Source organism: Stutzerimonas stutzeri (assembly GCF_000219605.1).
Lineage (GTDB): Bacteria > Pseudomonadota > Gammaproteobacteria > Pseudomonadales > Pseudomonadaceae > Stutzerimonas > Stutzerimonas stutzeri.
Genome location: NC_015740.1, coordinates 3,967,718 through 3,992,765 on the forward strand (window position 1 = coordinate 3,967,718; position 25,048 = coordinate 3,992,765).

General features: G+C 66.4%; 24 protein-coding genes. 17 read left to right on the top strand and 7 right to left on the bottom strand.

Translation table 11 applies throughout. The features are described from left to right. Positions 1-56 precede the first annotated feature (56 nt). From urtE to PSTAB_RS18340, 9 genes are all read left to right on the top strand, one after another. Entirely contained in the window at positions 57-755 is a 699-nt protein-coding gene (gene urtE / locus PSTAB_RS18300; protein WP_019405386.1) for an urea ABC transporter ATP-binding subunit UrtE, read from the top strand. A 103-nt stretch (positions 756-858) separates the two neighbouring features. Further along, the gene (gene mgtA / locus PSTAB_RS18305; RefSeq protein ID WP_013984133.1) at positions 859-4,407 is read left to right on the top strand and encodes a magnesium-translocating P-type ATPase; all 3,549 of its coding nucleotides are present in this window, start codon (positions 859-861) and stop codon (positions 4,405-4,407) included. Between the two features lie 188 nt (positions 4,408-4,595). Beyond that, the gene (locus PSTAB_RS18310) at positions 4,596-5,429 is read left to right on the top strand and encodes an urease accessory protein UreD (RefSeq protein ID WP_013984134.1); all 834 of its coding nucleotides are present in this window, start codon (positions 4,596-4,598) and stop codon (positions 5,427-5,429) included. A gap of 140 nt (positions 5,430-5,569) precedes the next feature. After that, positions 5,570-5,872 carry an urease subunit gamma gene (ureA, locus tag PSTAB_RS18315; protein ID WP_003283033.1) on the top strand — a complete coding sequence of 101 codons (303 nt, stop codon included), beginning with the start codon at positions 5,570-5,572 and terminating at the stop codon, positions 5,870-5,872. Positions 5,873-5,883: 11 nt separating this feature from the next. Then, entirely contained in the window at positions 5,884-6,438 is a 555-nt protein-coding gene (locus PSTAB_RS18320; RefSeq protein WP_080565001.1) for a GNAT family N-acetyltransferase, read from the top strand. Then, positions 6,435-6,740 carry an urease subunit beta gene (locus PSTAB_RS18325; protein WP_013984136.1) on the top strand — a complete coding sequence of 102 codons (306 nt, stop codon included), beginning with the start codon at positions 6,435-6,437 and terminating at the stop codon, positions 6,738-6,740. Before PSTAB_RS18320 ends, PSTAB_RS18325 begins: the two co-directional genes overlap by 4 nt. Positions 6,741-6,860: 120 nt before the next feature. Next, positions 6,861-8,561, top strand: a complete 1,701-nt coding sequence (gene ureC / locus PSTAB_RS18330; RefSeq protein ID WP_013984137.1) for an urease subunit alpha — start codon at positions 6,861-6,863, stop codon at positions 8,559-8,561. A 367-nt stretch (positions 8,562-8,928) separates the two neighbouring features. After that, complete coding sequence (locus PSTAB_RS18335; RefSeq protein ID WP_013984138.1) at positions 8,929-10,401, top strand: NCS1 family nucleobase:cation symporter-1; 1,473 nt, start codon at positions 8,929-8,931, stop codon at positions 10,399-10,401. 24 nt (positions 10,402-10,425) lie between these two features. Further along, positions 10,426-11,652, top strand: coding sequence for a GAF domain-containing sensor histidine kinase (locus tag PSTAB_RS18340; protein WP_013984139.1), 1,227 nt, complete (start codon positions 10,426-10,428; stop codon positions 11,650-11,652). Here PSTAB_RS18340 and PSTAB_RS18345 read toward each other — a convergent pair whose 3' ends face one another. After that, the gene (locus PSTAB_RS18345; protein WP_013984140.1) at positions 11,653-11,919 is read right to left on the bottom strand and encodes a DksA/TraR family C4-type zinc finger protein; all 267 of its coding nucleotides are present in this window, start codon (positions 11,917-11,919) and stop codon (positions 11,653-11,655) included. It lies immediately after the preceding gene. Positions 11,920-12,217: 298 nt separating this feature from the next. On the opposite strand from PSTAB_RS18345, the gene PSTAB_RS18350 reads away from it, so the two are divergent. Further along, positions 12,218-12,937, top strand: a complete 720-nt coding sequence (locus PSTAB_RS18350) for a TorF family putative porin (protein WP_013984141.1) — start codon at positions 12,218-12,220, stop codon at positions 12,935-12,937. 21 nt (positions 12,938-12,958) lie between these two features. Here the strand turns inward: PSTAB_RS18350 and PSTAB_RS18355 are convergent, their stop codons facing one another. From PSTAB_RS18355 to PSTAB_RS18365, 3 genes are all read right to left on the bottom strand, one after another. Then, positions 12,959-14,113, bottom strand: coding sequence for an MFS transporter (locus PSTAB_RS18355; RefSeq protein WP_013984142.1), 1,155 nt, complete (start codon positions 14,111-14,113; stop codon positions 12,959-12,961). Between the two features lie 65 nt (positions 14,114-14,178). Continuing rightward, positions 14,179-15,042 carry an isocitrate lyase/PEP mutase family protein gene (locus PSTAB_RS18360; protein ID WP_003301755.1) on the bottom strand — a complete coding sequence of 288 codons (864 nt, stop codon included), beginning with the start codon at positions 15,040-15,042 and terminating at the stop codon, positions 14,179-14,181. Positions 15,043-15,153: 111 nt separating this feature from the next. Further along, positions 15,154-16,026, bottom strand: coding sequence for a DMT family transporter (locus PSTAB_RS18365; protein WP_013984143.1), 873 nt, complete (start codon positions 16,024-16,026; stop codon positions 15,154-15,156). A gap of 261 nt (positions 16,027-16,287) precedes the next feature. On the opposite strand from PSTAB_RS18365, the gene PSTAB_RS18370 reads away from it, so the two are divergent. From PSTAB_RS18370 to PSTAB_RS18390, 5 genes are all read left to right on the top strand, one after another. Beyond that, on the top strand, positions 16,288-16,773 hold the full coding sequence (locus PSTAB_RS18370; RefSeq protein ID WP_013984144.1) for a GNAT family N-acetyltransferase: 486 nt from the start codon (positions 16,288-16,290) through the stop codon (positions 16,771-16,773). A 163-nt stretch (positions 16,774-16,936) separates the two neighbouring features. Beyond that, on the top strand, positions 16,937-17,437 hold the full coding sequence (gene ureE / locus PSTAB_RS18375) for an urease accessory protein UreE (protein WP_013984145.1): 501 nt from the start codon (positions 16,937-16,939) through the stop codon (positions 17,435-17,437). After that, positions 17,434-18,126: an urease accessory protein UreF gene (locus tag PSTAB_RS18380; protein ID WP_013984146.1), complete on the top strand. Its 693-nt coding sequence runs from the start codon at positions 17,434-17,436 to the stop codon at positions 18,124-18,126. Before ureE ends, PSTAB_RS18380 begins: the two co-directional genes overlap by 4 nt. A gap of 413 nt (positions 18,127-18,539) precedes the next feature. Continuing rightward, positions 18,540-19,154 carry an urease accessory protein UreG gene (ureG, locus tag PSTAB_RS18385; RefSeq protein WP_013984147.1) on the top strand — a complete coding sequence of 205 codons (615 nt, stop codon included), beginning with the start codon at positions 18,540-18,542 and terminating at the stop codon, positions 19,152-19,154. 28 nt (positions 19,155-19,182) lie between these two features. After that, positions 19,183-19,755 carry a HupE/UreJ family protein gene (locus PSTAB_RS18390; RefSeq protein WP_013984148.1) on the top strand — a complete coding sequence of 191 codons (573 nt, stop codon included), beginning with the start codon at positions 19,183-19,185 and terminating at the stop codon, positions 19,753-19,755. 13 nt (positions 19,756-19,768) lie between these two features. On the opposite strand, the gene PSTAB_RS18395 is transcribed toward PSTAB_RS18390, so the two are convergent. The 3 genes from PSTAB_RS18395 to PSTAB_RS18405 all read right to left on the bottom strand — a co-directional run bounded on the left by PSTAB_RS18395 (position 19,769) and on the right by PSTAB_RS18405 (position 22,981). After that, positions 19,769-20,011, bottom strand: a complete 243-nt coding sequence (locus PSTAB_RS18395) for a DUF2789 domain-containing protein (RefSeq protein WP_013984149.1) — start codon at positions 20,009-20,011, stop codon at positions 19,769-19,771. A gap of 73 nt (positions 20,012-20,084) precedes the next feature. Beyond that, entirely contained in the window at positions 20,085-21,557 is a 1,473-nt protein-coding gene (gene amn / locus PSTAB_RS18400; protein WP_013984150.1) for an AMP nucleosidase, read from the bottom strand. 14 nt (positions 21,558-21,571) lie between these two features. Next, a complete protein-coding gene (locus PSTAB_RS18405) occupies positions 21,572-22,981 on the bottom strand; it encodes an aminotransferase-like domain-containing protein (protein WP_013984151.1) in 1,410 nt (469 codons plus the stop codon). Between the two features lie 77 nt (positions 22,982-23,058). Between PSTAB_RS18405 and PSTAB_RS18410 the strand changes: the two genes are divergently transcribed. Then, entirely contained in the window at positions 23,059-24,030 is a 972-nt protein-coding gene (locus tag PSTAB_RS18410; protein ID WP_013984152.1) for a threonine dehydratase, read from the top strand. Positions 24,031-24,198: 168 nt separating this feature from the next. Further along, a complete protein-coding gene (locus PSTAB_RS18415) occupies positions 24,199-25,038 on the top strand; it encodes an ion transporter (RefSeq protein WP_013984153.1) in 840 nt (279 codons plus the stop codon). Positions 25,039-25,048: the final 10 nt, after the last annotated feature.

Below are 25,048 nucleotides of genomic sequence, written 5' to 3' on the forward strand. Positions count from 1 at the left end.
CCACCGAAAGCGGCGCAGCTTTTTCCACGCGTCACGAAAGAAACAAGGACATCGACATGCTGCAAGTCCAGCAACTGCACCAGTACTACGGCGGCAGCCATATCCTGCGCGGCCTCTCGTTCGAGGCGAAGGTCGGCGAAGTCACCTGCCTGCTCGGACGCAACGGCGTCGGCAAGACCACCCTGCTCAAGTGCCTGATGGGCCTGATCCCGGCCAAGGAAGGCGCGGTGAACTGGGAGGGCAAGCCGATCACCGGCTTCAAGCCGCACCAGCGCGTGCACGCCGGCATCGCCTATGTGCCGCAGGGGCGCGAGATCTTCGGCCGCCTGACCGTCGAGGAAAACCTGCTGATGGGCCTGTCCCGTTTCAGCGCCAGGGAAGCCAAGGAAGTACCCCAGTTCATCTACGAGCTGTTCCCGGTTTTGCAGGAAATGAAGCACCGCCGCGGCGGCGACCTCTCCGGCGGCCAGCAACAGCAGCTCGCCATCGGCCGAGCGCTGGCGAGCAAGCCGCGCCTGTTGATCCTCGATGAACCCACCGAAGGCATCCAGCCCTCGGTGATCAAGGAGATCGGCGCGGTGATCAAGAAGCTCGCGGCCCGCGGCGACATGGCGATCCTCCTGGTGGAGCAGTTCTACGACTTCGCCGCCGAACTGGCCGACCAGTACCTGGTGATGAGCCGCGGCGAGATCATCCAGCAGGGCCGCGGCGAAAACATGGCCGCCGAGGGTGTGCAACGCCTGGTGGCGATCTAGCCTTGCTGCAGCGCCCCCACGGGGGCGCCTGATCGGTGTCAATGTCCGGCTCTCCCGCCGGGCCGATGATTGACAGCGTTGGCGCCAGCAGGGGGTGCACGGCATGCACGATGCGTTCGACTCTTCCGCCCCGGCCGAACATGCCAGGCCGCTGATCTGGCTGTCCTGGCTGTTGGGCGCGGCCATGCTCGGCGTGCTGGTGGTCGGCGTCCTGCAGCTGGCCGACGCCAGCCACTTCGCCCTGGTTCTCAGCCAGGCCGAGCCGGCCTGGCTGCTGGTCGCCATCGCGCTGCAGGGGTTGACTTACGTCGTCCAGGGTCAGCTGTATCGCCAGGTACTGACGGCCGCGGGCACGTCGCTGCCGTTGTGGGACGCCACCAAGCTCAGCCTGACCAAGCTGTTCATCGACCAGGCCCTGCCTTCCTCCGGATTCAGCGGCGCGGTGGCGGTGGTCGCCCTGCTGCAGCGTCGCGGCATCGCTGTGTCTCAGGTTTCCAGCTGCTTCATCGTCAGCGTGTCGGCCTATTTCGTGGCCTACCTGCTGGCGCTCGGCGCCGCCCTCTTCATCGCGATCGACAGCGGCCATGGCAGTCTCGCCGTGATCGCCACCAGCGCAGCCTTCATGCTGTTCTGCGGCCTCATGGCGATCGCCGCACCGCTGATCGCCGGGCTGCCGCAGGGCGCCCTGGCCAGGCGCCTGCAACACGTGCGCTGGATGCAGCGCCTGCTGGCGATGGTGTTCGCGGCCGAGCCCCGGCTCACGCGCAATCCGCGCCTGCTGAGCTGGGCTAGCGGCTATTCCCTGCTGATCGTCCTGCTTGACGCCCTGACCCTCTGGGCGCTGCTTCACGCGGTCGGCCACGCGGCGCCCTTCGCCGGCATCTTCGCCAGCTTCATGCTGGCCAGCGTGTTGCGCAGTGTCGGCATCGTGCCGGGTGGGCTGGGTGCGTTCGAGGCCGCCGCGGTGGCGACCCTCAGCTGGGCCGGCGTGCCGCTGGCGGCCGGCCTGTCGGCAACGCTGCTGTTTCGCGTATTGAGCTTCTGGCTGCCGATGCTGCCCGGCTTCTGGCTCTCCCGGGACGCCTTGCGGGCCGGCGCCGCAGACCACCACGAGACTGTCACGCCGGACTACTGGAGCCAGCCGCTGGATGAGCTCTACGCCAGCCTGAAGAGCGGGCCGAACGGGCTCGCCAGCGACGCTGCCGCCGCGCGACAGCCGTCGGTCAGGCGTACGTACCGGCCGAACCTGGCGCGGCAGGTCGGCGCCTCGCTGCTGCGCCAGCTGTCCAGCCCGCTGGTGCTGATCCTGTTGATCGGCGCGCTGGTGGCGCTGATCGCCCATGACTGGCTGGATGCCCTGATCGTGCTGGCCATCGTCATCGCCAGCGCGCTGGTCGGCAGCCTGCACGAGGTCCGCTCCAACCGCGCGATTGCGCGCCTGCGTGAACAGGTGGCCAGCCGCGCCGATGTCTGGCGCGACGGGCGCCTGCAGAGCCTGGCCGCGGATGAAGTGGTGCCCGGCGATATCGTCGAGCTCTCGGCAGGCAGCCTGATTCCGGCCGATGGCCGGCTGGTCGAGGCGCGCGACTGCTTCGTCAACCAGGCCCTGCTGACCGGCGAGACCTTTCCGGTGCAGAAGCAGGCGAGCCGGATCGCCAGCGACGCCGCCCTGTCGCAGCGCGACAACTGCCTGTTCCGCGGCACCTCGCTGCGCAGCGGCACGGCGCGCCTGCTGGCCGTGCGCTGCGGCCTGCATACCGAGCTCGGCCATATCGAGCGCTCGCTGGTGCTGCGCCCGCCGGAAACCGAGTTCGAGCGCGGCCTGCGCCAGTTCGGCGGTCTGCTGCTGCGGGTGATGCTGGTGATGGTCACGGCGGTGCTCGGGCTCAACCTGTTCCTCGACCGACCGCCGCTGGACACCCTGATGTTCGCCATCGCCCTGGCCGTCGGGCTGTCGCCGGAGCTGTTGCCGGCGATCCTCAGCGCGACCCTTTCGGCCGGCGCGCGACGCATGGCGGGGCGCGGCGTGATCGTGCGCCATCTCAACGCTATCGAGAATCTCGGCGCGATGGACACCCTCTGCACCGACAAGACCGGCACCCTGACCCGCGGCGTAGTGGCCTTCGACGGGGCGCTGGACGCCGACGGCCAGCCCAGCACCACGGTGCTGCGCATGGCCTGGCTCAACGCGTCGCTGCAGACCGGCCTGCGCAACCCGCTGGACGAGGCGACCGGCGACTACGCCCGCGACAATGCGCCGGCCATGACTGGCGCCGACAAGCTCGATGAAATTCCCTACGACTTCGTCCGCAAGCGCCTGAGCGTGCTGCTGCGCGACGCTAACGAGCCCACGCCACGGCTGATCTGCAAGGGTGCGCTGGATAACGTGCTGCAGGTGTCGGCGTTCGTGCAACAGGGCGATGCCGTGCTGCCGTTGACCGCCGAGCGGCGTGAGGCGCTGGCGGCCCACTTCGCCGCCTGGAGCGCCGCCGGCTATCGGGTGCTCGGCCTTGCCTGGCGCTCCATGGAAGGCGAGCGCTGTACCGTCGATGATGAGCAGGCGCTGGTCTTCGCCGGCTTCCTGCTGTTCTTCGACCCACCCGAGCCCGGTGTGCGCGAGGAACTGGCCGCGCTGCGCGAGCTGGGCGTGGCGGTGAAGATCATCAGCGGCGACAACCGCCTGATCGCCCGGCAGGTGGCCGAGAGCGTCGGCATCGATGTCGAGCGCGTCATCACGGGCGCCGAGATCGGGCAGATGCGCGACGAGGCGCTGATCAACCTGGCGCCGCGGGTCAGCCTGTTCGCCGAGGTCGATCCCAACCAGAAGGAGCGCATCATCCGCGCGCTGCAGAAGACCGGCCACGTGGTGGGCTTTCTCGGCGACGGCATCAACGACGCGCCGGCACTGCATGCCGCGGACGTCGGCATCTCGGTGGACAACGCGGTGGACGTGGCCAAGGAGGCGGCCGATTTCGTCCTGCTGCGCCACGAGCTGGGCCTGGTCCGTCAGGGCATCGACGAAGGCCGGCGTACCTTCGCCAACACGCTGAAGTACATCTACCTGACCACCAGCGCCAACTTCGGCAACATGATCAGCATGGCCGTGGCCTCGTTCTTCCTGCCCTTCCTGCCGCTGCTGGCCAAGCAGATCCTGCTCAACAACTTTCTCTCCGACATCCCGGCCATCGGCATCGCCGGTGACCGCGTCGATGCCGACTGGTCACGCACGCCGCATCGCTGGGACATCGGCGAGGTGCGCCGCTTCATGATCCTGTTCGGCCTGATCAGCTCGGCCTTCGATCTGCTCACCTTCGGCGTGCTGCTGTACCTGGTGGGCGAGCAACCGGAGCTGTTTCGCAGCGGCTGGTTCGTCGAATCGCTGATCACCGAACTCGCCATCATCTTTGTGGTGCGCACGCACAAGCCGTTCTACCGCAGCCGGCCGGGGCGCTTCCTGCTCGTCAGTTCACTGCTCATCGCGCTGCTGACCGTGCTGCTGCCCTACACGCCGGTGGGCGGCTGGTTCGCCCTGCAGCCACTGCCGGCCACGGTGCTCGGGGCGGTTCTGCTGATCACGCTGCTCTATGCGGCCTGTTCGGAATGGACCAAGCAGCGCTTCTTCGCCCGGCTCGGCGCATCCCGTCAGCCCTGAGCAAGAGCGCAGCAGGCGCACCACGAAAGGGCGTAGCGAACCGGGCGGCAGCAGATCGCACCGTAACGGTGCATATCCCCACGGGTCTCGTCGTCGACGAGGCCTCACACGCCCCGAAGCTGCGCATACCGTTGGGTGGAGGCACGACTATTGCTGTCTGCCCAGTCAACTACCACCGGCAGCCGCGCATGACCGTTCTGACTCACCCCTTCACCCCGCACTGGCAGGCCGAGCTCGAGCTCGGCTATACCCGCATCGGCGACGCGACGCGCCCGGTGCTGCGCCGCCATAGCGGACCGCTACGGGTGCAGAAGCATCTGTATCCCGAAGGGTCGGAAGTCTGCCAGCACATCATCGTCCACCCCCCGGGCGGCATCGCCGGCGGGGATCGGCTGGACATCAGCGTCACGCTCGGCCCCGGCGCCTGGGCGCAGCTGACCAGCCCTGGTGCAGCCAAGTGGTATCGCGCCGCCAGCCCGGCCTTTCAGGACCTGCAACTGCGCGTCGAAGCCGGTGCCACGCTGGAATGGCTGCCGCAGGAGACCATCGTCTATTCCGCGGCTCAGGCCGAGCTGAACACTCGCATCGAGCTGCACGGCGACGCCCGGCTGTTCTACTGGGACATCGTCGCCCTCGGCCGGCCGGCGGCAGGCGAGCGCTTCGACGCCGGGCATTTCCAGGCGCGCCTGGATATCCGTCGCGACGACCGGCTGATCTGGCACGAGCGCCAGCGCATCGCCGGCGCCGATGCGTTGCTCGACTCACCGATAGGCCTCGACGGGCGTTCGGTGTTCGCGACCCTCATCGCCAGCGGCGAGCTCGACGCGGACCTGCTGGAACGCTGCCGTGAACTGCCCAGCCGCGTGCGCGGTGACCTGACGCAACTGCCGGGGCTCATCGTGGCGCGCTGTCTGGCCGACGAGGCGCTGCACGCCCGTGCCTGGCTGATCGACCTGTGGCGGCTGTTGCGCCCCGCACTGCTGGGCCGCGAAGCGGTACCGCCGCGAATCTGGAGTACCTGAATGATCGGTGGGCACGGCTGCGCCGCTGCCCTCCCTACGCCGGCGCGCCTGCGTGCACGTCGCCCTGAACAACGCTGCGTGGTCTCGACCACCGGCCGGTGGATACGAAGAGCGACATCCACCCTACGACTGGAGCGGTTATGGATCTGTCACCAAGAGAGAAGGACAAGCTGCTGATCTTCACCGCCGGCCTGGTGGCCGAGCGCCGGCTGGCCCGCGGTGTGAAGCTCAACTACCCGGAGGCCATGGCCTACATCTCCGCCGCGCTGCTCGAAGGCGCGCGCGACGGCCAGACGGTCGCCGAGCTGATGCACTACGGCACCACCCTGCTCAGCCGCGAGCAGGTGATGGAAGGCGTGCCCGAGATGATTCCGGAAATCCAGGTCGAGGCGACCTTCCCGGACGGCACCAAGCTGGTCACGGTGCATCAACCAATCGCCTGAAATATCGGTCAATGTCTACTGCCCACGACCTTGAACCGTTCTTGAAGGAAACCAACGTGCAGATACGCGACGCCCTGGACACCGACCTCGCAGGCATCCTGCGGATCTACAACGATGCCGTGCAGAACAGCACGGCAATCTGGAACGACCGGATCGTCGACCTCGACAACCGCCGCGCCTGGCTGGCCGAACGCCACGATCAGGGTTACCCGGTGCTGGTGGCCATCGACGAGCTGGGCCGCGTGGCCGGCTATGCCTCCTTCGGCCCCTGGCGCCCCCACGACGGCTTTCGTCATACCGTGGAGAACTCGGTCTACGTCAGCCCCGACCATCGCGGCAGCGGCATCGGCCGCAGCCTGATGAAGGCACTGATCGAGCGCGCCCGCATGCTCGACAAGCATGTGATGGTTGCCTTCATCGAAAGCGAGAACCGCGCCTCGGTGCATATGCACCAGCAACTGGGCTTCATCCATGTCGGCCAGATGCGCCAGGTCGGCTGCAAGTTCGGCCGCTGGCTGGACCTGACCATGATGCAACTGACCCTGAACAGGACATCGAAACCATGATTCCCGGCGAATACCAGATCCAGGACGGCGACATCGAGCTCAACGCCGGCCGCCGCACCCTGACCCTCTGCGTGGCCAACAGCGGCGACCGACCGATTCAGGTCGGTTCGCACTACCACTTCTTCGAAACCAACGACGCGCTCACCTTCGATCGCACCGCCTCGCGCGGCATGCGCCTGAACATCCCGGCCGGCACCGCGGTGCGCTTCGAACCGGGCCAGAGCCGCGAGGTGGAGCTGGTCGAGCTGGCCGGCGAGCGCCGGGTGTTCGGCTTTGCCGGGCGGGTAATGGGCGCGCTCTAGGGCACAGCCGCAAGCGACAAGCAAGCTTCGTAGGGTGGAAAACGCCGAAGGCTTTTCCACCACCCAGATTGCCGGTGGACAAGCTTCGCGTTGTCCACCCTACGGACAGGATGAGATGCAATGAAGATTTCCCGCCAAGCCTATGCCGACATGTTCGGCCCCACCGTCGGCGACAAGGTGCGCCTGGCCGACACCGACCTGTGGATCGAAGTCGAAAAAGACTTCACCACCTATGGCGAAGAGGTGAAGTTCGGCGGCGGCAAGGTGATCCGCGACGGCATGGGCCAGAGCCAGCTGTGCGCCGCCGAGGTGGTCGATACCCTGATCACCAACGCGCTGATCCTCGACCACTGGGGCATCGTCAAGGCCGACGTGGGTCTCAAGGACGGCCGCATCGCCGCCATCGGCAAGGCCGGCAACCCGGACATTCAGCCCGACGTGACCATCGCCATCGGCGCCAGCACCGAAGTCATCGCCGGCGAAGGCATGATCCTCACCGCCGGCGGCATCGACTCGCACATCCACTTCATCTGCCCGCAGCAGATCGAAGAGGCGCTGATGAGCGGCGTGACCACCATGATCGGTGGCGGCACGGGTCCGGCCACCGGCACCAACGCCACCACGGTGACGCCCGGCCCCTGGCACATGGCGATGATGCTCAAGGCCGCCGACGCCTTTCCGATGAACATCGGCTTTACCGGCAAGGGCAACGCCTCGCTGCCCGAGCCGCTGATCGAGCAGGTCAGGGCCGGCGCCATCGGCCTCAAGCTGCACGAGGACTGGGGCACCACCCCGGCCGCCATCGACAACTGCCTGAACGTCGCCGACCAGTACGACGTGCAGGTCGCGATCCACACCGACACCCTTAACGAATCGGGCTTCGTTGAGACGACCCTCGGCGCGTTCAAGGGCCGTACCATCCACACCTACCATACCGAAGGCGCCGGTGGCGGCCACGCGCCGGACATCATCAAGGCCTGCGGCTTCCCCAACGTGTTGCCCAGTTCGACCAATCCGACCCGGCCGTTCACCCGCAACACCATCGACGAGCACCTGGACATGCTCATGGTCTGCCACCACCTCGACCCGAGCATCGCCGAGGACGTGGCCTTCGCCGAGAGCCGCATCCGCCGCGAGACGATCGCCGCCGAAGACATCCTCCACGACCTCGGTGCCTTCTCCATGATCAGCTCCGACAGCCAGGCCATGGGCCGCGTCGGCGAGGTGATCACCCGCACCTGGCAGACCGCCGACAAGATGAAGAAGCAGCGCGGCGCCCTGCCCGGCGACGGCGCGGGCAACGACAACTTCCGCGCCAAACGCTACATCGCCAAGTACACCATCAACCCGGCGATCACCCACGGCGTCAGCCACGAGGTGGGCTCGATCGAAGTGGGCAAGTGGGCCGACCTGGTGCTCTGGCGCCCGGCGTTCTTCGGCGTCAAGCCGACGCTGATCCTCAAGGGCGGCGCCATTGCCGCGAGCCTGATGGGCGACGCCAACGCCTCGATCCCGACGCCGCAGCCGGTGCACTACCGGCCGATGTTCGCCAGTTACGGCGGTTCGCTGCACGCGTCGAGCTTCACCTTCATCAGCCAGGCCGCCTTCGAAGCCGGCGTGCCGGAACAGCTGGGGCTGAAGAAGAAAATCGGCGTGGTCCGGGGTTGCCGCCAGGTGCAGAAAAAGGACCTGATCCACAACGACTACACGCCGGACATCCAGGTCGACCCGCAGAACTATCAGGTGCGCGCCGATGGTCAGCTGCTCTGGTGCGAGCCGGCCGAAGTGCTGCCGATGGCGCAGCGCTACTTTCTGTTCTGATCTTCACGGAAAGCGCGGCAGCCGACAGGCCGCAGCGCCAACGAAAAGCCCAGGCTTATCCGCAAGCCTGGGCTTTTCATATCCGTGCCCCCGCTCCCGGCCGACACTGATGGCACCACCTTGGTGCGCTACATCTTTTGATGTGCATACCCGCGATGCTTCCGCAAAGTCGACGGCAATGAATTTCTGATCTGAAATTCGCATCAATCTTGTATACAAATTTTCCTGCACGATGCCTCGGAGCGCCTAGACTCGAGGCATCGGGCGCAACCGCCTCAGTGATCGTCGCCTGATAATTCGCGAGCTCTGTCGTACGCGGAACAAGAACTGCATACAAAAATCCACAGTCTTGCTCAGAGCGCATCCCATGAATCACGACGACTTTCAGATCAAGCAGATCGACCCCAGTCTCTATAACGCGGATCTCGCGCCGCTCCCCCCGGCTGAACGCAAATGGGGCTGGTTCGAGATCTTCAACGTGTGGTCCAACGACATACAGAGTCTGTTCGGCTACACGCTGGCCGCCACGCTTTTCATCAGCTACGGGCTCAATGGCTGGGCGGTTCTGACGGGTATCGTCCTGGCCGGCTTTATCGTGATGGGGCTGGTGCACCTCACCGGAAAACCGAGTGTGAAGTACGGCATTCCGTTCCCCGTCATGGCGCGGGCGAGCATGGGCGTACGCGGCGCTAACTTCCCGGCGGTCGTCCGCGGCATCGTCGCGATCTTCTGGTATGGCGTGCAGACCTACTTTGCTTCGACTGCCGTTGCGCTGCTGCTCCGGGCCTTCATGGGCACCGATCCACAGGCGGCGACACTGCTCGGCCTGACTGCCATCGACTGGGCCGCCTACGTGATGGTCTGCGTGTTTCAGGTAGCGCTGTTCGTTCGCGGCGTCGACTGGGTAACGCGCTTTCTCAACTGGGCCGGCCCGCTAGTCTACCTGGTGATGATCGTGCTGATGATCGCCATCTGGTATCAGGCCGGCCCGAGCCTGCTGGGCGCCCTTGGCGACATCTTCAGCGGCAGCGGCGAACATGCCGGCGGTCCGATTGCAGCATTCGCGGCAGTGGTCGGCACCATGGTCGCCTACTTCGCCGCGGTGGTAATCAATTACGGCGATTTCGCCCGCTTCGTGAAAGATGAGCGGCAGATGCGCATCGGTAATTTCTTCGGCCTGCCTGTGAGCCTGGCGGTTTTCTCGATGATCGCGCTGGTGATCACCGCCGGCACCGTGGTCGTATTCGGAGAGACGCTGACCAACCCGACCGACATCGTGGCACGCATCGACAATGTCACCCTGACGGTGGTCGCCGCGATCACCTTCTTCGCCGCTACGGTGGGCATCAACCTGGTCGCCAACTTCATCCCTCCGGCCTACGACATCGCCAACCTGGCCCCCGCCAGGATCAGCGCCCGGACCGGTGGCTTCATCACTGCCGCCATCGCCTTTTTCATCGGCGCGCTGTGGGTGGCCTTCATCAGCGAAGTGGGCATCGCCGCCTTTGTCGATACGCTGGGCGCGGCGCTGGCGCCGCTGTACGGCATCATCGTGGCGGACTACTACCTGGTCCGGCGTCAGCGTCTGGATGTACAGCAGCTGTTCTGCGCCGAACGTACCGGCATCTACCACTTCAACGCTGGCTGGAACCGCAAGGCAATGATCGCGTTCGGTGTGAGTGCCGTGTTCTCCGTGGCCTCGGTATGGACGCCCGGACTGGAGAGCCTGTCCGGTTTCGCCTGGCTGCTGGGCGCACTGTTTGGCGGGACGCTGCACTATGTGCTGATGCGCAGGCAGCCCCTTCTTGTCACCCCGGTACAACCCGCGCCGCTGGGGTGAGCGTCGCTGCAAACGAGGCCGGGCATGCTAGAGTGTCCGGCCTTTTTCATCGCTCAGGGCCTTGCGATGGTGCGAACCCTCCTCGACGACCTGCTCACGGTGCAGCGTATCAGTGCCGTGCCGGCCATCCTGCAGGTCCTCAGCGAAACGACCGGCCTGCGCTTCGCTGCAGTTGCCCGCGTTACCGAGACGAACTGGACCGCCTGTGCCGTGTTCGATCGTATCGAGTTCGGCCTGAAGGTCGGCGGGGAACTCGACGTGACCACCACCCTGTGCAGCGAGATTCACGCCTCCCATCAGCCGATCATCATCAGCCAGGTCAGCGCCGATCCGGACTACTGCCACCATCACACGCCGCAGATCTATGGGTTCGAAAGCTACATCTCGGTCCCGGTGCTGCGCGCCGATGGCAGCTTCTTCGGCACGCTCTGCGCGCTGGACCCGCTACCCCGCGACCTGTCCAGCCCGGCGACGCGCGCAATGTTCGAATCCTTCGCCCGTCTGCTGACCCTGCAGCTCGATGCCGAGGAGCAGCAGCAGAGCACGCGCGCCGCGCTGGCCGACGAGCGCCTCACCGGCCACCAGCGCGAACAGTTCATCGCCCTGCTCGGCCACGACCTGCGTACCCCGCTGGCCTCGATCCAGGCGGCCAGCGACCTGCTGCTGCGCCGCTCGACGGAAGCCGGCACCCAGCAACTGGCCGAGCACGTGCGCACCGCCAGCCAGCGTGCCTCGCGCATGGTGGATGACCTGCTGGATTTCGCCCGCGGTCAGCTGGGCAACGGCATTCCGCTGAACTGGACGACGCCACCGGAGCTCAATCGCACCCTGCGCCAGGTGACCGACGAGCTGCGCAATGCGCATCCGCGACGGGTGCTGCTCGAGCGGCTGTCGCCGCTGGAGATGTTCGAGTGCGATCCGGACCGCATCGCGCAGCTGCTCGCCAACCTGATCACCAACGCGCTGCATCACGGCGCCAGCACCGGCCCGGTGATCGTGACGGCGCAGACCGACAACGGGCATTTCGAACTCGCCGTGCACAACCGCGGCACGCCGATTGCGGCCGAACACCTCGAGCGGCTGTTCCAGCCCTACTGGCAGGACCAGGGAGGCTCCAGCCGAGGAGGCCTGGGGCTCGGCCTGTTCATCGTCGACCAGATCGCCCGTGCCCACGGCGGCAGCATGCGTGTCAGTTCCAGTGCCGAAGCGGGCACCACCTTCACTTTCTCGATGCCGATCCGCCGCGATTGATCAACGCAGCTGGCTGTCCTTGCTGCCGCGACGGTTGTAGCCGCTGAACCTGGCATCTTCCTTGTCCTGCGCCGCCTGGCACTTGATGCACAGGCGTACACCCGGCACCGCCTGACGGCGCGCCTCGGGAATCTTCTCTCCGCATTCTTCGCAGTGCTTCAGGCTTTCGCCCCGAGCGAGTCGGCTGCGGGCGCGCTGTACGGCATCTTCGACGGTGCTGTCGATCTGCTCCTGTACCGCGCCATCTCCTGCCCAACCGGTGGCCATCGCAACCTCCTCGGCCCGCCGGGCCAGTTCTTGGGTGTGCCTGCATTGGAACGGTATTCGCGCCGGGGGTTTCCAAAAAGCCGCGCCGTGAACCGCCGGATTTCCGTTAGGCCACGCACCGGCGCCGCCTGTCGATCCGCTGGCGCCAAATCGACGAGCGGGGCTCGCAGCCCGACCAGCTTGACTATCCTCGGCCCGGTTCAGGCAAGCCGTGGCAGCCAGCAGCGCTCCGGTCCGGTCTTGCCGCAGGTGGTCGTCACCGGTCGGCCGTTCAGTCTTCTCACCAGTGAAGCAGCATATGCACAGACGATATCTGCTCGCGCTGGCCATCGCGCTCGGCGGCTGCGCCAGCCAACCTGAAGTGGTGGAACGCGAGGTCGGCCAGTTCGACCTCAAGCTCGGCACCGCACCGACTCGCAGCATGGCCCAGGGTCTGGTGCAGCCCACCACGGCCGGCACCTTTCGTGGCGGCCTCGATCTGACCCACGCCAGTGGCGTCTACCTCGGCCAGTGGTCGCCCAGCGTCGGACTGCTCGACGGCAGTCAGCTGGAGCTCAACAGCTATGTCGGTTACGCCCAGCCGCGGCTCGACGACTCGCTGGGTTACGAGCTCGGCGTGATCCGCTATAGCTTTCCCGAGCTGCAGGCCAGGAACCGCGAGGAGTACTACGCCGGCGTCAACCTGGGCAGCAGCCGGCTGGGTGGCGCGCTGAGCAGTTCGCTGGGGCGGACCGACAGCACGCTGTTTCTCGACCTGGGTGCGCTGCGGCCGTTCGACGTTGGGGTACGCCTGAAGTACGCCAGCCACACCCTGGACAGCCCGCTGTACTACCCCGGCGGCAGCGTGCGGGTGTTCAACGACTGGTCTCTGAACCTGTCGCGGCGCCTGCTCGGCATGCAGCTGGATCTGTCCTACACCGATACCAGCCTGCGCGGCGCGCAATGTGGCGTCTATTCCGGGCAGAACACCTATTGCGAAGGGTTCATGATGTTCAAGGCCGAACGCTCGTTCTTCTAGCGTCGCCGACGTCTGCCGGCGCTATCCCTGTCGAAAGCGCAGCTGCGCATTGCCGACCGCCAGCAGGAAGGCCGCTGCGGCGAAGCCGTAGAGCAGCCCGAGATTGCCATCCTGAAACAGCCAGGAGCCCAGCACCGGGCCGGTGGCCATGCCCATGAAGCGGAAGAAGTTGTAGCTGCCCACAGCGGTGGCGCGGTTGTGCTGGTACAGGTCCATCAGCAGACTGGTCTGCACCGGCAGCGACAGCCCGAGAAACAGCCCGAACGCCGTTACCGCCACCACCAGCGCGACCAGCGACAGAGGCGCCACCGCCACAAACAGCAGCAGGCTGAGCGCATTGAGCAGCGCCGTGACCAGCAGCATCGGCCGCGGTCGCCAATGCCCGAGCAGCCGACCGCCGACGTAGCTGCCGATCACCACGGCCACCGACAGCGGCAGAAACACCAGTCCTTTTTCGCTGGCGCTCAGGCCGTAGACCGCATCCAGCACCCGCGGCATGAACACCAGGTAGTTGTAGAAGGCGTAGTACTGCACGAAGCTCAGCAGCATGATCGCCAGCCCTTGGCGGTTGCCCAGTACCTCCAGGTACTGCGCCGGATGAAAGGCGCGCGGCTCCCCGGCCGGCCGGGTTTCCCGCAGCCAGATGGCGTTGCTCAGCAGCGCGGCCGCGCCGACGAGGGCCAGCAGCAGGAACACGTAGTGGAAGTCCAGATGCTCGCCGACGAAACCGCCCACCACCGGGCCGACCACCGGCCCCAGCGCCACCATCATCTGGAACGAACCCATCGCCCGGCCGCGCGCGGCGCCTTCGAAGCGATCGCCGATCACCGTGACCGCCACCACCGCTCCGGCGGCGATGCCGACCGCCTGCAGCGCGCGGAACGCCAGCAGTGTCTCGATGCGATCGGCCAGGAAACAGCCCAGGGAAGCGACGATATAGATTGCCAAGCCGGCCAGCAGGGTGCGCTTGCGCCCACTGCGATCCACCAGCGGCCCGTAGATGATCTGCATGAAGGCCAGCACCAGCGTGAAGATCGAGATGCTGAGGTTGATCAGAAACGGCGTGGTGCGCAGCGCACCACCGAGCTCCGGCAGGATCGGCGCATACACGGTCTGAGTGAACGGCCCGAGAAAGGCGGCGAAGGCGACCATGAAGGTCAACAGGCGTGGGCTCATCAAGGCTCCAGTGGCGGCGGTGTTGCCCACCCGGGCAGCGATGGCTGTCCGGGCGGGTCAGCGGCTTACTCCTTGACCTGCATGTACTCCTCGGCCCAGACGACATACTCGTCCGCGGTGGAATACTTGACCGACAACTGCGAGGCGTTGAGGTCCAGGGCGTCGACCTGACGCTGCTCGCGCAGGCAGTCGTAGGTCGCCTTGATCGCTGCGAAGTAGGCTGCGTGGCCGTTGACCACGATGCGCACGCCGAGCGCGGCCAGCCGCGCGTTGTCGCGCAGGTTGGGGTTGCCGTAGGTGACCAGCATAAGCGGCTTGCTGAGCTGGCTGGCAATGCTTTCCAGATGATCGAAATCCTCGATGCCGACCAGGCAGATGGCATCGGCACCGGCCTTTTCGTAGGCCTGGGCGCGCGCAATGACTTCCTCGAAGCCGATCACGCCGGCGTTGGTGCGACCGATGATGGCCATCTCCGGATCGACTCGCGCCTCCAGCGCCGCGCGAATCTTGCCGACGGCCTCGAACATGCCGATGAGGTCGGTGGAGCGGCGACCGAATTTGGGTGGCAGCAGGGTGTCCTCGATGGTCAGCGCGGAAATCCCGGCGCGTTCCAGTTCGGAAACGGTGCGCATCACGTTGAGCGCGTTGCCGTAACCGTGGTCGGCATCGGCCAGCACCGGCAACTGGGCGACGCGGCAGATGCGCGTGGCCTGCTCGACGAACTCGCTCAAGGTGATGAGGTTGAAGTCCGGCGCGGCCAGCACCTGCAGCGAGGCCACCGAGCCACCGAGAATGCCGACCTCGAAACCGAGATCGGCGGCGATGCGTGCCGACATCGGGTCGAACACCGACGCCGTGTGGAAGCAGCGGTCGGCGTTGAGCAGCTCGCGGAAGTTGCGGCGCAGGTCATGATGAGAGAGTCGCGGCATATAGGCTCCGTTTGTTGTATGCGTTGCACGCAAGGGTCGAATCGCCCTGTCTGTTCATTTCAATATCGATGCTGAGAAGCTGTTCGGCCATCCGAATGGCACATCTGCCGTTTATCCGCCGGCGGCGGGCTGGCGGCGCTGCACATAGGCCATGCACAGCCCGCTGGCGATGATCACCGCCATGCCGATCAGGGCGCCGGCATCCGGTGCGTGATCGAAGGCGAGGTAACCCACCACCCCGGCGAACACGATCTGGCTGTAGGTGAACGGCGCCAGCGTCGCCGCGCTGGCGAAGCGGAAGGCGTTGGTCAGCAGCAGATGGCCGAGCATGGCCATGCCACCGAGGGCGCCCATCAGCAGCGCGTCGTGCAGCGTCGGCGTGCGCCAGTTGAAGATCACCAGCACGCTCAGGGCCACGCAGCCGACCAGGCTGGTCAGGTAGTTGCTGGTCACCGGATGGTCGGTTCCGGCCAGGCGCCGCGTGATCAGCTGATAGACCGTGAACGACAGCGCCGCGCCCAGCGGCAGCAGCGCTGCCGGAGTGAACAATGCCGACCCCGGACGAACGATGATCAGCACGCCGAGCAGACCGAACCCCACCGCGATCCACTGGCTGGGATTGATTCGCTCACCGAGCAGCGCCGAGGCGACGGTCACCAGCACCGGCGTCAGGAAGATCACCGCGGTCGCCTCGGCCAGCGGGATGAAATGCAGGCCGTTGATGAATAGCAGGCTGACGCTGACCAGGCTCAATCCGCGCAGCAGCTGAGGCCAGGGCCGCAGGGTGCGGAACACGCGCTGCCCCATGCGCGGCACGAACAGCGCCGTCATCAGCACCGTCTGCGCCACGTAGCGGGCCCAGATGACCAGAAAGACGGGGTAGATCTCCAAAAGGTGTTTGGCCAACCCGTCATGGCTGGCCAGCAGCAGACCCGACAGCAGTATCAGCAGAACGCCATAGAGCGGGTGGTGATGATCGTTCAACGCTCGCCTCACTTGTTAGCAGACTAAGCATTATGCCTGCCAAGGCCTGCGGATGCTCCATCAATCGGCTGACTGGTGCTGCCACGGCGACGAGCCGGCTGGCCAGTTGACACCGGCTGACCTCGGACCTGTACACCCGCCCCGCAGGCCGTCCGCTGGCAAGCAAAACACCGCCGTTTCGCGTATAATCGCCGGCTTTTTGCCGGGCCGCGTGGCGTTTCGCGGCATTCGAGTGTAGTCGTGATGTACCAGTTGAGAGCGATGCGGGAGCGCGATATCCCTGCCGTCCTGGCGATCCAGGAAGAATCCTATGCTGCCGAGGTACTGGAAGACGAAGCGGTGATTCGCTCGCGCCTGGCGGCCTGCCCGCACCTGGCCTGGGTAGCCGAGGACGCCGAGGGGGTCTGCGGCTACCTGTTCGCCTACCCGTCCCGCCTAGGCAAGGTCACGCCGCTGGACGGTGAATTCCACAGTGACGGTGAAGCCGATTGTCTGTACCTGCATGATCTGGCCGTGGCCCGTCGCGCCGCCGGTCGCGGCATCGGTCCGGCGCTGGTACGCCACAACCTGAAGCAGGCCAGCAGCATCAGGCTGCGCTATTCGGCGCTGGTCTCGGTACAGGATTCGACCGGCTTCTGGTCGCGCCTGGGCTACCAGGCCCATGACGAACTCGAGCCGCCACAGGCCGGCAACCTGGCTAGCTACCAGATCCCGGCGGTGTACATGGTGCGCAGCCTGCACCAGTAAGGCGCACGCCTGCGTCACGACCGCACCGCGCGCACCGTAACGGTGCGCGACAGGCCCCAATATCTGGCACAAAGATCCCTGTAGCCGCCACCAGCCCTGTCCGGACGCCCGATTGGCAAGCCCCTTGCTCTGCTTCGGCAAACGATCCGACCGGAACAATGCAATGCTGGTGATTCGCCAACGCATCGCGGCCCGCCCTGAATGGCAGGCCGAACTCGAACTGACCTACGACGCGCGCAGCAAGAGTCGCCTGCGCTGCTTCAGTACCAGCGGCGAAGACGTCGGCCTGTTTCTCGAACGCGGCCAGCCGCCGCTCGCCGACGGTGAGTGCCTGCTGGCAGCCGATGGCCGTGTGGTGCGCGTGCGCGCCCGCCCCGAACAGCTGTTGCACGTCACCTGCGCCAGCGCCTTCGAGCTGACCCGCGCGGCCTACCACCTGGGCAACCGCCATGTCGCCCTGCAGGTCGGCGACGGCTGGCTGCGCCTGCTCGACGACTATGTACTCAAGGACATGCTCTTGCAGCTGGGCGCCCAGGTCGAACACATCGAGGCGCCCTTCCAGCCGGAGCATGGCGCCTACGGTGGCGGCCATCATCATTCCCACGCCGGCGAGGCGGAGTTCAGCTACGCACCGCGCCTGCACCAGTTCGGCGTACGCCCGTGAACGCGACGGGCGCGCCCGTCCCGGCCTGGGCCCTGCTCCGGCTGGCCAGCCCGCAGCTGCCGATCGGCGGCTACAGCTATTCCCAGGGGCTGGAGATGGCGGTGGAGAACGGCCAGGTGAACGACCCGGACAGCGCCCGGCGTTGGCTGGAGGATCAACTGCTGCTCAACCTTGCCCGCTTTGAGGCGCCACTGCTGCTCGTGCATTGCCAAGCGGCGGCACAGGACGACTGGCCGCGCCTGTTGCATCTGGCTGCCGAACACCGCGCCAGCCGCGAAACCCGCGAGCTGCAGCTGGAAAGCCGGCAGATGGGCTATTCCCTCGCGCAGCTGCTCGACGGCCTGCCGGAACTCGACCAGCCTGGGCGTGACTGCCTGGCCGCGGCCGACGAGCCCGGCTTGGCCCTGGCCTGGGCACTGGCCGCCCGCGCCTGGCGGATCGAACCCGCCGATGCACTGGCCGCCTGGCTGTGGGGCTGGCTGGAAAATCAGCTGGCGGTGCTGATGAAGACCCTGCCGCTGGGGCAGCAGGCGGCGCAGCGGTTGACCTCGCAGCTGTTGCCGGTCCTGAGCCAGGCGCAGCGGGAAGCGAGTCAGCTGCCGGAAGCGGCCTGGGGCAGCGCGCCGTTTGGATTGGTGCTGACCAGCATGGCGCATGAGCGGCAGTACAGTCGGTTGTTTAGGTCATGAGGTTCACAAGCTTTCAGGCAACTCGGACCCCAACCCCCGTCAGGAGGCCGAGCGCAGTTGCCGTGGAGGGGGTTGAGCGGCATGGATGCCGCGCGAGCTGCGATGGGCCAGGGATGGCCCTTCGCAGCGTGCCTCCGGAGCGGCGATGGAGTGAGGGCACCCTTCGCGCAGCGAAGGGCCGGATGCCGGGGTCGCCTTCTCTTTGGTTACTTTCTCTTGGCGAGACAAGAGAAAGTGACGCGCCGTGCAAGGCGCAACCAGTAGTCCCAGCCGAGGAAAGCGCGGCGCCTGACAACACTGCGTACGCCACCATCGATCACCCAAGGATTTCTATTCCCCCCTGCCCCAATCGGCAGCAGCACCCTTCGCATCAACCCCGAGGCACCCACACTGCCTCCCAGAGGAGACCACCCATGAGCACACAACCCCTGCGCGTCGGCATTGGCGGGCCGGTCGGTTCCGGCAAGACCGCCCTGACCCTCGCCCTGTGCCAGGCCCTGCGCGACCGCTACAACCTCGCCGTGGTGACCAACGACATCTACACCCAGGAAGACGCCCAGTTCCTCGTGCGTAACGAGGCCCTGGCGCCCGAGCGGATCATCGGCGTGGAAACCGGCGGCTGTCCGCACACGGCGATTCGCGAGGACGCCTCGATCAACCTCGAGGCCGTGGAGCAGCTCAACCGGCGCTTTCCCGGCCTGGATCTGATCATCGTCGAGTCCGGCGGCGACAACCTCTCGGCCACCTTCAGCCCGGAGCTGTCTGACCTGACCATCTACGTGATCGACGTGTCCGCCGGCGACAAGCTGCCGCGCAAGGGCGGCCCGGGCATCTGCAAGTCCGACCTGCTGGTGATCAACAAGATCGACCTCGCACCCATGGTCGGTGCCTCGCTGGAGGTAATGGATCGCGACGCCCGCAAGATGCGCGGCGAGCGCCCGTTCGTCTTCAGCAACCAGAAGGTCGGCCAGGGTCTCGAGGAGATCATCGCCTTCATCGAAAAACAGGGAATGCTCAGCGCCGCCTGACGTCCGCCCGACCACCCAAGGAGTCTCTATGAACCTGCGCAAACCACTGCTCGCCACCCTTCTGCTGCTCAGCCCGACCCTGGCACTGGCACACCCCGGCCACGATCACGCCGGCGTGCTGTCCGGTATCGCTCACCCCGTCTTCGGTCTCGATCACCTGCTGGCGATGGTCGCCGTCGGGCTATGGGCGGCCCAGCAGACCGGCAAGGCGCGTTGGGCGCTGCCGCTGATCTTCGTCGCCACTATGCTGCTGGGCGGCCTCGCCGGCTTTGCCGGTATCGAGATGCCGCTGATGGAAACCGGCATTGCCGGCTCGGTATTCGCACTGGGCTTGCTGGTGGCACTGGCGGTACGTCCGCCTCTGCCGGTGGCCGCCCTGCTCACTGCGCTGTTCGCCATCAGCCACGGCGTCGCCCATGGCCTGGAACTGCCGGAGCTGTCCAGCCCGTGGGGTTATGCCGCCGGCTTCGTGCTGGCCACGGCCGCCCTGCACGCGGCCGGTTACGCAGCGGTGCGCTACCTGCCGCAGACCGCCGCGCCGCTGGTGCGCATCGCCGGTGCCGCCTCGGCGCTGACCGGCGCCTGGCTGCTGGCCAGCTGAGTACGGCGATGCGTCAGTGATAGTGCCGTCGCAGCGCTACGTTGAGGCGATCGACCACCTCGGCCCAGTCGGCATCCTCGAGGATCTCCTCACGCAGGAAGCTCGCCTGGGCCGGCGTCCAGAAGGGCGCGTCCGCCAGGTAGATGTCGTCCGCCAGGGGTGAGTGGGTTTCGATGAAGCGCCTGATCGACACGTCGTCGTTGGGCAGCCCCAACTGTTCGAACAGGTTGTGGAAGGCGTGAGTCGATGCGTCCATGTTGAGCCTCCGATGCTGACGCGGGGATGAACCTCTTGAGTATCGTCCATCCCCGCGAAAGCGCCGGCGCGAATCAGCGGAACGGCGGCTCGTCGAAGCTGCGCAGCTTGCGCGAGTGCAGCGAGTTCAGCTGGCTGCGCAACAGGTCGAGGGCGGCGATGCCGATCTTCAGGTGCTGGGTCACGGCGCGCTCGTAGAACGCATTGGCCGACCCGGGCAGCTTGATCTCGCTGTGCAGGGGCTTGTCCGACACGCACAGCAGCGTGCCGTACGGCACGCGCAGGCGATACCCCTGGGCGGCGATGGTGCCGCTCTCCATGTCCACCGCCACCGCACGCGACAGGTTGATCAGCGGCCGCTCCTGGGCCCAGCGCAATTCCCAGTTGCGATCATCGTAGGTCAGCACGGTGCCAGTGCGCAGACGCTTCTTCAGTGCCTCGCCCTGCTCCCCGGTGATGCGTGCAGCCGCATCCTGCAGCGCCTGCTGCACCTCGGCCAGCGCCGGCAGCGGAATATGCGGCGGCAGCACGCGGTCGAGGATGCCGTCGCGGCGCATGTAGGCGTGGGCCAGCACGTAGTCGCCGATGGACTGCGACTGCCGTAGCCCGCCGCAGTGACCGATCATCAGCCAGCAATGTGGGCGCAGCACCGCCAGGTGATCGGTGATGTTCTTGGCGTTGGACGGACCGACGCCGATGTTCACCAGCGTGATGCCGTGGCCGTCTTCGGCGATCAGGTGATAAGCCGGCATCTGGTAGCGGTGCCAGAGCACACCGCCGATGATCGCCTGCGCCTCGCCCTCCTCCATGCCGCGCTCGATGACCACGTTGCCCGGCAGCACCATGCGGGTGAAACGGGTGTCGTCACGCAGCATATCCAGGCCGTGGCGGATGAACTGGTCGACGTAGCGGTGGTAGTTGGTCAGCAGGATCCAGGGCTGCACATGGCGCCAGTCGCTGCCGGTGTAGTGCACCAGCCGGCGCAGCGAGAAGTCCACCCGCGCGCCGTCGAACAGCGCCAGCGGATAGGGATCGGCGTGCTCCCAGTCGTAGAGCCCGTCGGCGATATCGTCGGTCGCGGCGGACAGGTCGGTGCTGGGAAATACCCGCGCCAGCTCGGCCGCAGTTACGCCGGTACCGGCCAGCTCGTCGCCCTGTTCGATCACGTAGGGATAGGGAATGTTGCGGTCGCTCATGCCGACCTCAACGGTGACGTTGAAATCCTGGATCAGCGGCTTGAGCTGATCGAGCAGGTAGGCGCGGAACGCGGCCGGGTGCGTGACCGTGACGCTGTACACGCCGGGCGCCTGCACCTTGGCATAGGCGCGGGTCGAAGCCGGCACTTCGCCGTGGCATTCATAGGTCAGGCGCAGCTGCGGATAGCGGAACAGGCTGCGCTCCTGCAGGCTCGGTTCGGTGCGGCTGGTCACGTAACGTTTGAGCGCCTGGTTGAGCGCCGTGGTGGCGCGCGCGTGCAGTTCGGCAAGGTAGTCCACTGCAGCTTCTGCGCTGGTGGCAATGCGGAAAGTATCACCGGCTGGATTCATGCTGGATTCCTTGTTCAGTCGTTGGAAACATCTTGCCTGCTCATCGATGACAGCGATAGCGCCGCAGACACCTCATCCGTTGCTCGCCTCACGCCAAGCCCCTCGGCCAATGCCTGCAGCGCCTGCTGCAATGGCACCAGCCCGGGCGCCGCACTCAGGCTGAGGCGAAGCGCATCCGGCGCATCGGGGCCGACGGCAAACACCTGTGCCGCCGCGCACTCGATGGAAGCGGCGTGGGCAATGCCGGCCAGGCCGATCTCGCCATCCGTGGCCGTCAACCAAAGGTGCGGCGAAGCGGGCCCCGTCACCCTTGGTCCTAGCAGCTTGCGCGCCATCTTCCAGCGCCGCTCGATCTGGCGACGCTGCCAGGCCAGCCGACGCAGCGCCGTGCCGTCCTCGATCCACTCACTTGCCAGGCGCAGGCACAGCGGCGAGAGCGCCCAGCCGGTGGCCTGCGCTTCCGGATCGATGCGCCCCAGCCATGACCCTGGCGTGGCAATGAAACCGAAACGCAGCCCGGGCGCGACGGTCTTCGACAGGCTGCCGACCAACACGCTGCGCTCACCCAGCAACGTCGCCAGCGGTGGTTCGTCACCGAGGGCTCCGTAGACATCATCCTCGATGATCAGCAGATCGTGCCGACGCGCCAGTTCCGCGATCGCCTCGCGCCGCTCGCGGTCCATGCTGACGCCCGTGGGATTCTGCAGGCAGGGCGTCAGCACCGCGACCCGCGCACCGGTGGCCCGAGCCTGTCGATCGAACGCCTCGGGCACGATGCCGTGCTGATCGAGCGCCACACCATGCAGAGGCAGGCGCAGCTGACGCGCAGCGGCCTTGATGCCGGGCGAGGTCAGCGCCTCGACCAGCACCGGTTCGCCCGGCGCGCACAGGCCCAGCATGGCGGCAAACACACCCTGCTGTGCACCGGCACAGAGCAGGATCTGCCCCGGCGGCAGCTCCAGCCCGCGACGCTGCAACCAGCGGCTGACCGCGACGCGCCCACGCTGCAGCGCCGAGGCCGAGGGGTAGCCCTGCAACCGCGCAAGCTCTGACGATGCTCCCAGCGCCGCCAGGCTGCGGTGCAGATCCCGATCGTCCGCGTCCAGCACCGGCAAATTGGTCGACAGGTCCAGGCGCGCCGGCACGGCCTCCGGCTGCTTGAGCAGGAACAGGCTGGCCTCGCGGCTGCTTGCCAGCACGAAGGTGCCGCGGCCGACCTCACCGCCAACCAGATGCCGTCGCGCGGCCTCGCGATAGGCCTGCATGGCCGTGCTCGGATTGAGCCCCAGCGCCCAGGCCAGCCGGCGCTGCGGAGGCAGGCGATCGCCCGGCTTGAGTTCGCCGCGCTCGATTGCCACGGAGATCGCATCCACCAGCGCCAGATAGCGCGGTTGATCGTTATCGCTAAGCTTCGGAAGCCACATTGCCTGCCATGCAATATAAGGATTTACCCATACAATGATCCGACCTAGGCTCTCCGTCAAACCACTGAGGAGCCGCCATGTTCGATCTCACCGCACTGCGCCAGGCCGCCGAACTGATCGGCCGGCATGTTCCGCCGACCCCACAGTACAACTGGCCGCTACTGTCGCAACGCCTCGGCTGCGAAGTCTGGGTCAAGCACGAAAACCACACGCCGGCCGGTGCATTCAAGGTTCGCGGCGGCCTGCTCTACGTGCATGAGCTGCTCGGGCGCGAGCCACGACTGCCCGGCATGATCAGCGCCACCCGCGGGAATCACGGCATCAGCCTGGCGATGGCCGCGCGACAGACCGGCGTGCCGCTGAAAGTTCTGGTACCGCAGGGCAACTCGGCGGAAAAGAATGCGGCGATGCGCGCCTGCGACGCCGAAGTCATCGAACACGGTGAGGATTTCGACACGGCGCGCCAGCAAGCCGCCGAGCTGGCGAGACAGAGCGGCTGGCATTTCGTCCCCGCGCTGCATCCGGACCTGATTCGCGGGGTCGCTACCTATGCCCTGGAGCTCTTCGAGGCCGCGCCGCCGCTGCGCCGCGTCTACGTGCCCATCGGCATGGGCTCGGGCATCTGCGGCCTGATTCGCGTCCGCGACCTGCTGGGGCTGGACTGCGAAATCGTCGGCGTCGTTTCCAGCGCAGCGGACGCATACGCACAGAGCTTCGAGCAGGGGCGGATCGTCTGCACCGAAACCGCCGATACGTTCGCCGATGGCATGGCCTGCCGGATGCCTGCTGCCGAAGCACTGGAGATCATTGCCAAAGGTGCCGCACGCATCGCGCGTGTCGATGACGGCGAAATCCGCCGGGCGATCGTCGCGCTCCACGAAGACACCCACAACACCGCGGAGGGCGCCGGCGCCGCCGCACTGGCTGCCGCCATTCAGGAACGCGCGCTTAACACGGGGGAACGCATTGCCGTCGTGCTCAGCGGCGCCAACATCGATCGCCGTGTGCTGACGGAGATACTGGCTGACCACGTGCGGTATTCCGACTGACGTGTGCGATGCCAGCAAGGCAGAAGGCTGCCTGTTAAATCAGGAAACGAGTCCGTCGCCGCAGGCAATTCCCGTCTGGCCCGCGCAACGCCATACTCGCGCCCGCCCGGCTCAGCGCGCGCCTGCGAGGCGCCGGCCGGGGCATCGATCGACAGACAGGTAGGCATCATGCAGGTAGCACATCCGGAAACGAGCCGCAGTCGCCTCGGCCAGTTCATCGAACGGCCAGCGTTCCAGCGCGGCATTCTGCTGCTCATCGTGATCAACGCGGCGATTCTCGGCATGCAGACCTCGGCCGCGCTGGTGGCGCGCTGGGGCGAGGCGCTGGTACTGCTGGATTCGCTGATCCTGGCGGTATTCGTTGCCGAGATCGCCGCGCGCATCTATGTCCACCGTGCAGCGTTCTTCCGCGATCCCTGGAGTCTGTTCGACTTCAGCGTGGTCGCCATCGCCCTGGTGCCGGCCAGCGGTCCGTTCAGCATCCTGCGTGCCTTGCGCGTGTTGCGGGTGATGCGCATGGTGACCATGGTGCCGTCGATGCGCCGCGTGGTCGGCGCACTGTTGTCGGCAATTCCCGGGCTGGGCTCGATCGCCATGGTGCTGGCGCTGGTCTTCTACGTCTCGGCGGTGATCGCCACGGGCCTGTTCGCCGCCGACTTCCCCGAGTGGTTCGGCAGCCTTGGTCGTTCGGTGTACACCCTGTTTCAGGTCATGACCCTGGAAAGCTGGTCCATGGGCATCGTGCGCCCGGTGATGGAAATCTTTCCCTATGCCTGGGTGTTCTTCATCCCGTTCATCCTGATCGCCACCTTCACCATGCTCAACCTGTTCATCGCGATCATCGTCAATGCGATGCAGACGGTCACCGACGCAGACCGCGAAGCCACCCAGGCGAGCATCGAGGCGGCGCGCGAGCATATCGAAACCGACCTGCACGACGAGGTCCGTGCCCTGCGCGGGGAGATCGCCGAACTCAAGGAATTGCTGCGCCAGCAGCCTCGTCCCTGACGCAGCAGGC

Coding starts and splice junctions, on each gene's coding strand:
- urtE (WP_019405386.1), top strand. CDS start 57: ATGCTGCAAGTCCAGCAACTGCACCAGTACTACGGCGGCAGCCATATC.
- PSTAB_RS18345 (WP_013984140.1), bottom strand. CDS start 11,919: ATGGCCACCGGTTGGGCAGGAGATGGCGCGGTACAGGAGCAGATCGAC.
- PSTAB_RS18310 (WP_013984134.1), top strand. CDS start 4,596: ATGACCGTTCTGACTCACCCCTTCACCCCGCACTGGCAGGCCGAGCTC.
- PSTAB_RS18390 (WP_013984148.1), top strand. CDS start 19,183: ATGAACCTGCGCAAACCACTGCTCGCCACCCTTCTGCTGCTCAGCCCG.
- amn (WP_013984150.1), bottom strand. CDS start 21,557: ATGAATCCAGCCGGTGATACTTTCCGCATTGCCACCAGCGCAGAAGCT.
- PSTAB_RS18355 (WP_013984142.1), bottom strand. CDS start 14,113: ATGAGCCCACGCCTGTTGACCTTCATGGTCGCCTTCGCCGCCTTTCTC.
- PSTAB_RS18415 (WP_013984153.1), top strand. CDS start 24,199: ATGCAGGTAGCACATCCGGAAACGAGCCGCAGTCGCCTCGGCCAGTTC.
- PSTAB_RS18340 (WP_013984139.1), top strand. CDS start 10,426: ATGCTAGAGTGTCCGGCCTTTTTCATCGCTCAGGGCCTTGCGATGGTG.
- ureE (WP_013984145.1), top strand. CDS start 16,937: ATGCTGGTGATTCGCCAACGCATCGCGGCCCGCCCTGAATGGCAGGCC.
- ureC (WP_013984137.1), top strand. CDS start 6,861: ATGAAGATTTCCCGCCAAGCCTATGCCGACATGTTCGGCCCCACCGTC.
- PSTAB_RS18320 (WP_080565001.1), top strand. CDS start 5,884: ATGTCTACTGCCCACGACCTTGAACCGTTCTTGAAGGAAACCAACGTG.
- PSTAB_RS18325 (WP_013984136.1), top strand. CDS start 6,435: ATGATTCCCGGCGAATACCAGATCCAGGACGGCGACATCGAGCTCAAC.
- PSTAB_RS18410 (WP_013984152.1), top strand. CDS start 23,059: ATGTTCGATCTCACCGCACTGCGCCAGGCCGCCGAACTGATCGGCCGG.
- mgtA (WP_013984133.1), top strand. CDS start 859: ATGCACGATGCGTTCGACTCTTCCGCCCCGGCCGAACATGCCAGGCCG.
- PSTAB_RS18395 (WP_013984149.1), bottom strand. CDS start 20,011: ATGGACGCATCGACTCACGCCTTCCACAACCTGTTCGAACAGTTGGGG.
- PSTAB_RS18335 (WP_013984138.1), top strand. CDS start 8,929: ATGAATCACGACGACTTTCAGATCAAGCAGATCGACCCCAGTCTCTAT.
- ureA (WP_003283033.1), top strand. CDS start 5,570: ATGGATCTGTCACCAAGAGAGAAGGACAAGCTGCTGATCTTCACCGCC.
- ureG (WP_013984147.1), top strand. CDS start 18,540: ATGAGCACACAACCCCTGCGCGTCGGCATTGGCGGGCCGGTCGGTTCC.
- PSTAB_RS18360 (WP_003301755.1), bottom strand. CDS start 15,042: ATGCCGCGACTCTCTCATCATGACCTGCGCCGCAACTTCCGCGAGCTG.
- PSTAB_RS18405 (WP_013984151.1), bottom strand. CDS start 22,981: ATGTGGCTTCCGAAGCTTAGCGATAACGATCAACCGCGCTATCTGGCG.
- PSTAB_RS18370 (WP_013984144.1), top strand. CDS start 16,288: ATGCGGGAGCGCGATATCCCTGCCGTCCTGGCGATCCAGGAAGAATCC.
- PSTAB_RS18350 (WP_013984141.1), top strand. CDS start 12,218: ATGCACAGACGATATCTGCTCGCGCTGGCCATCGCGCTCGGCGGCTGC.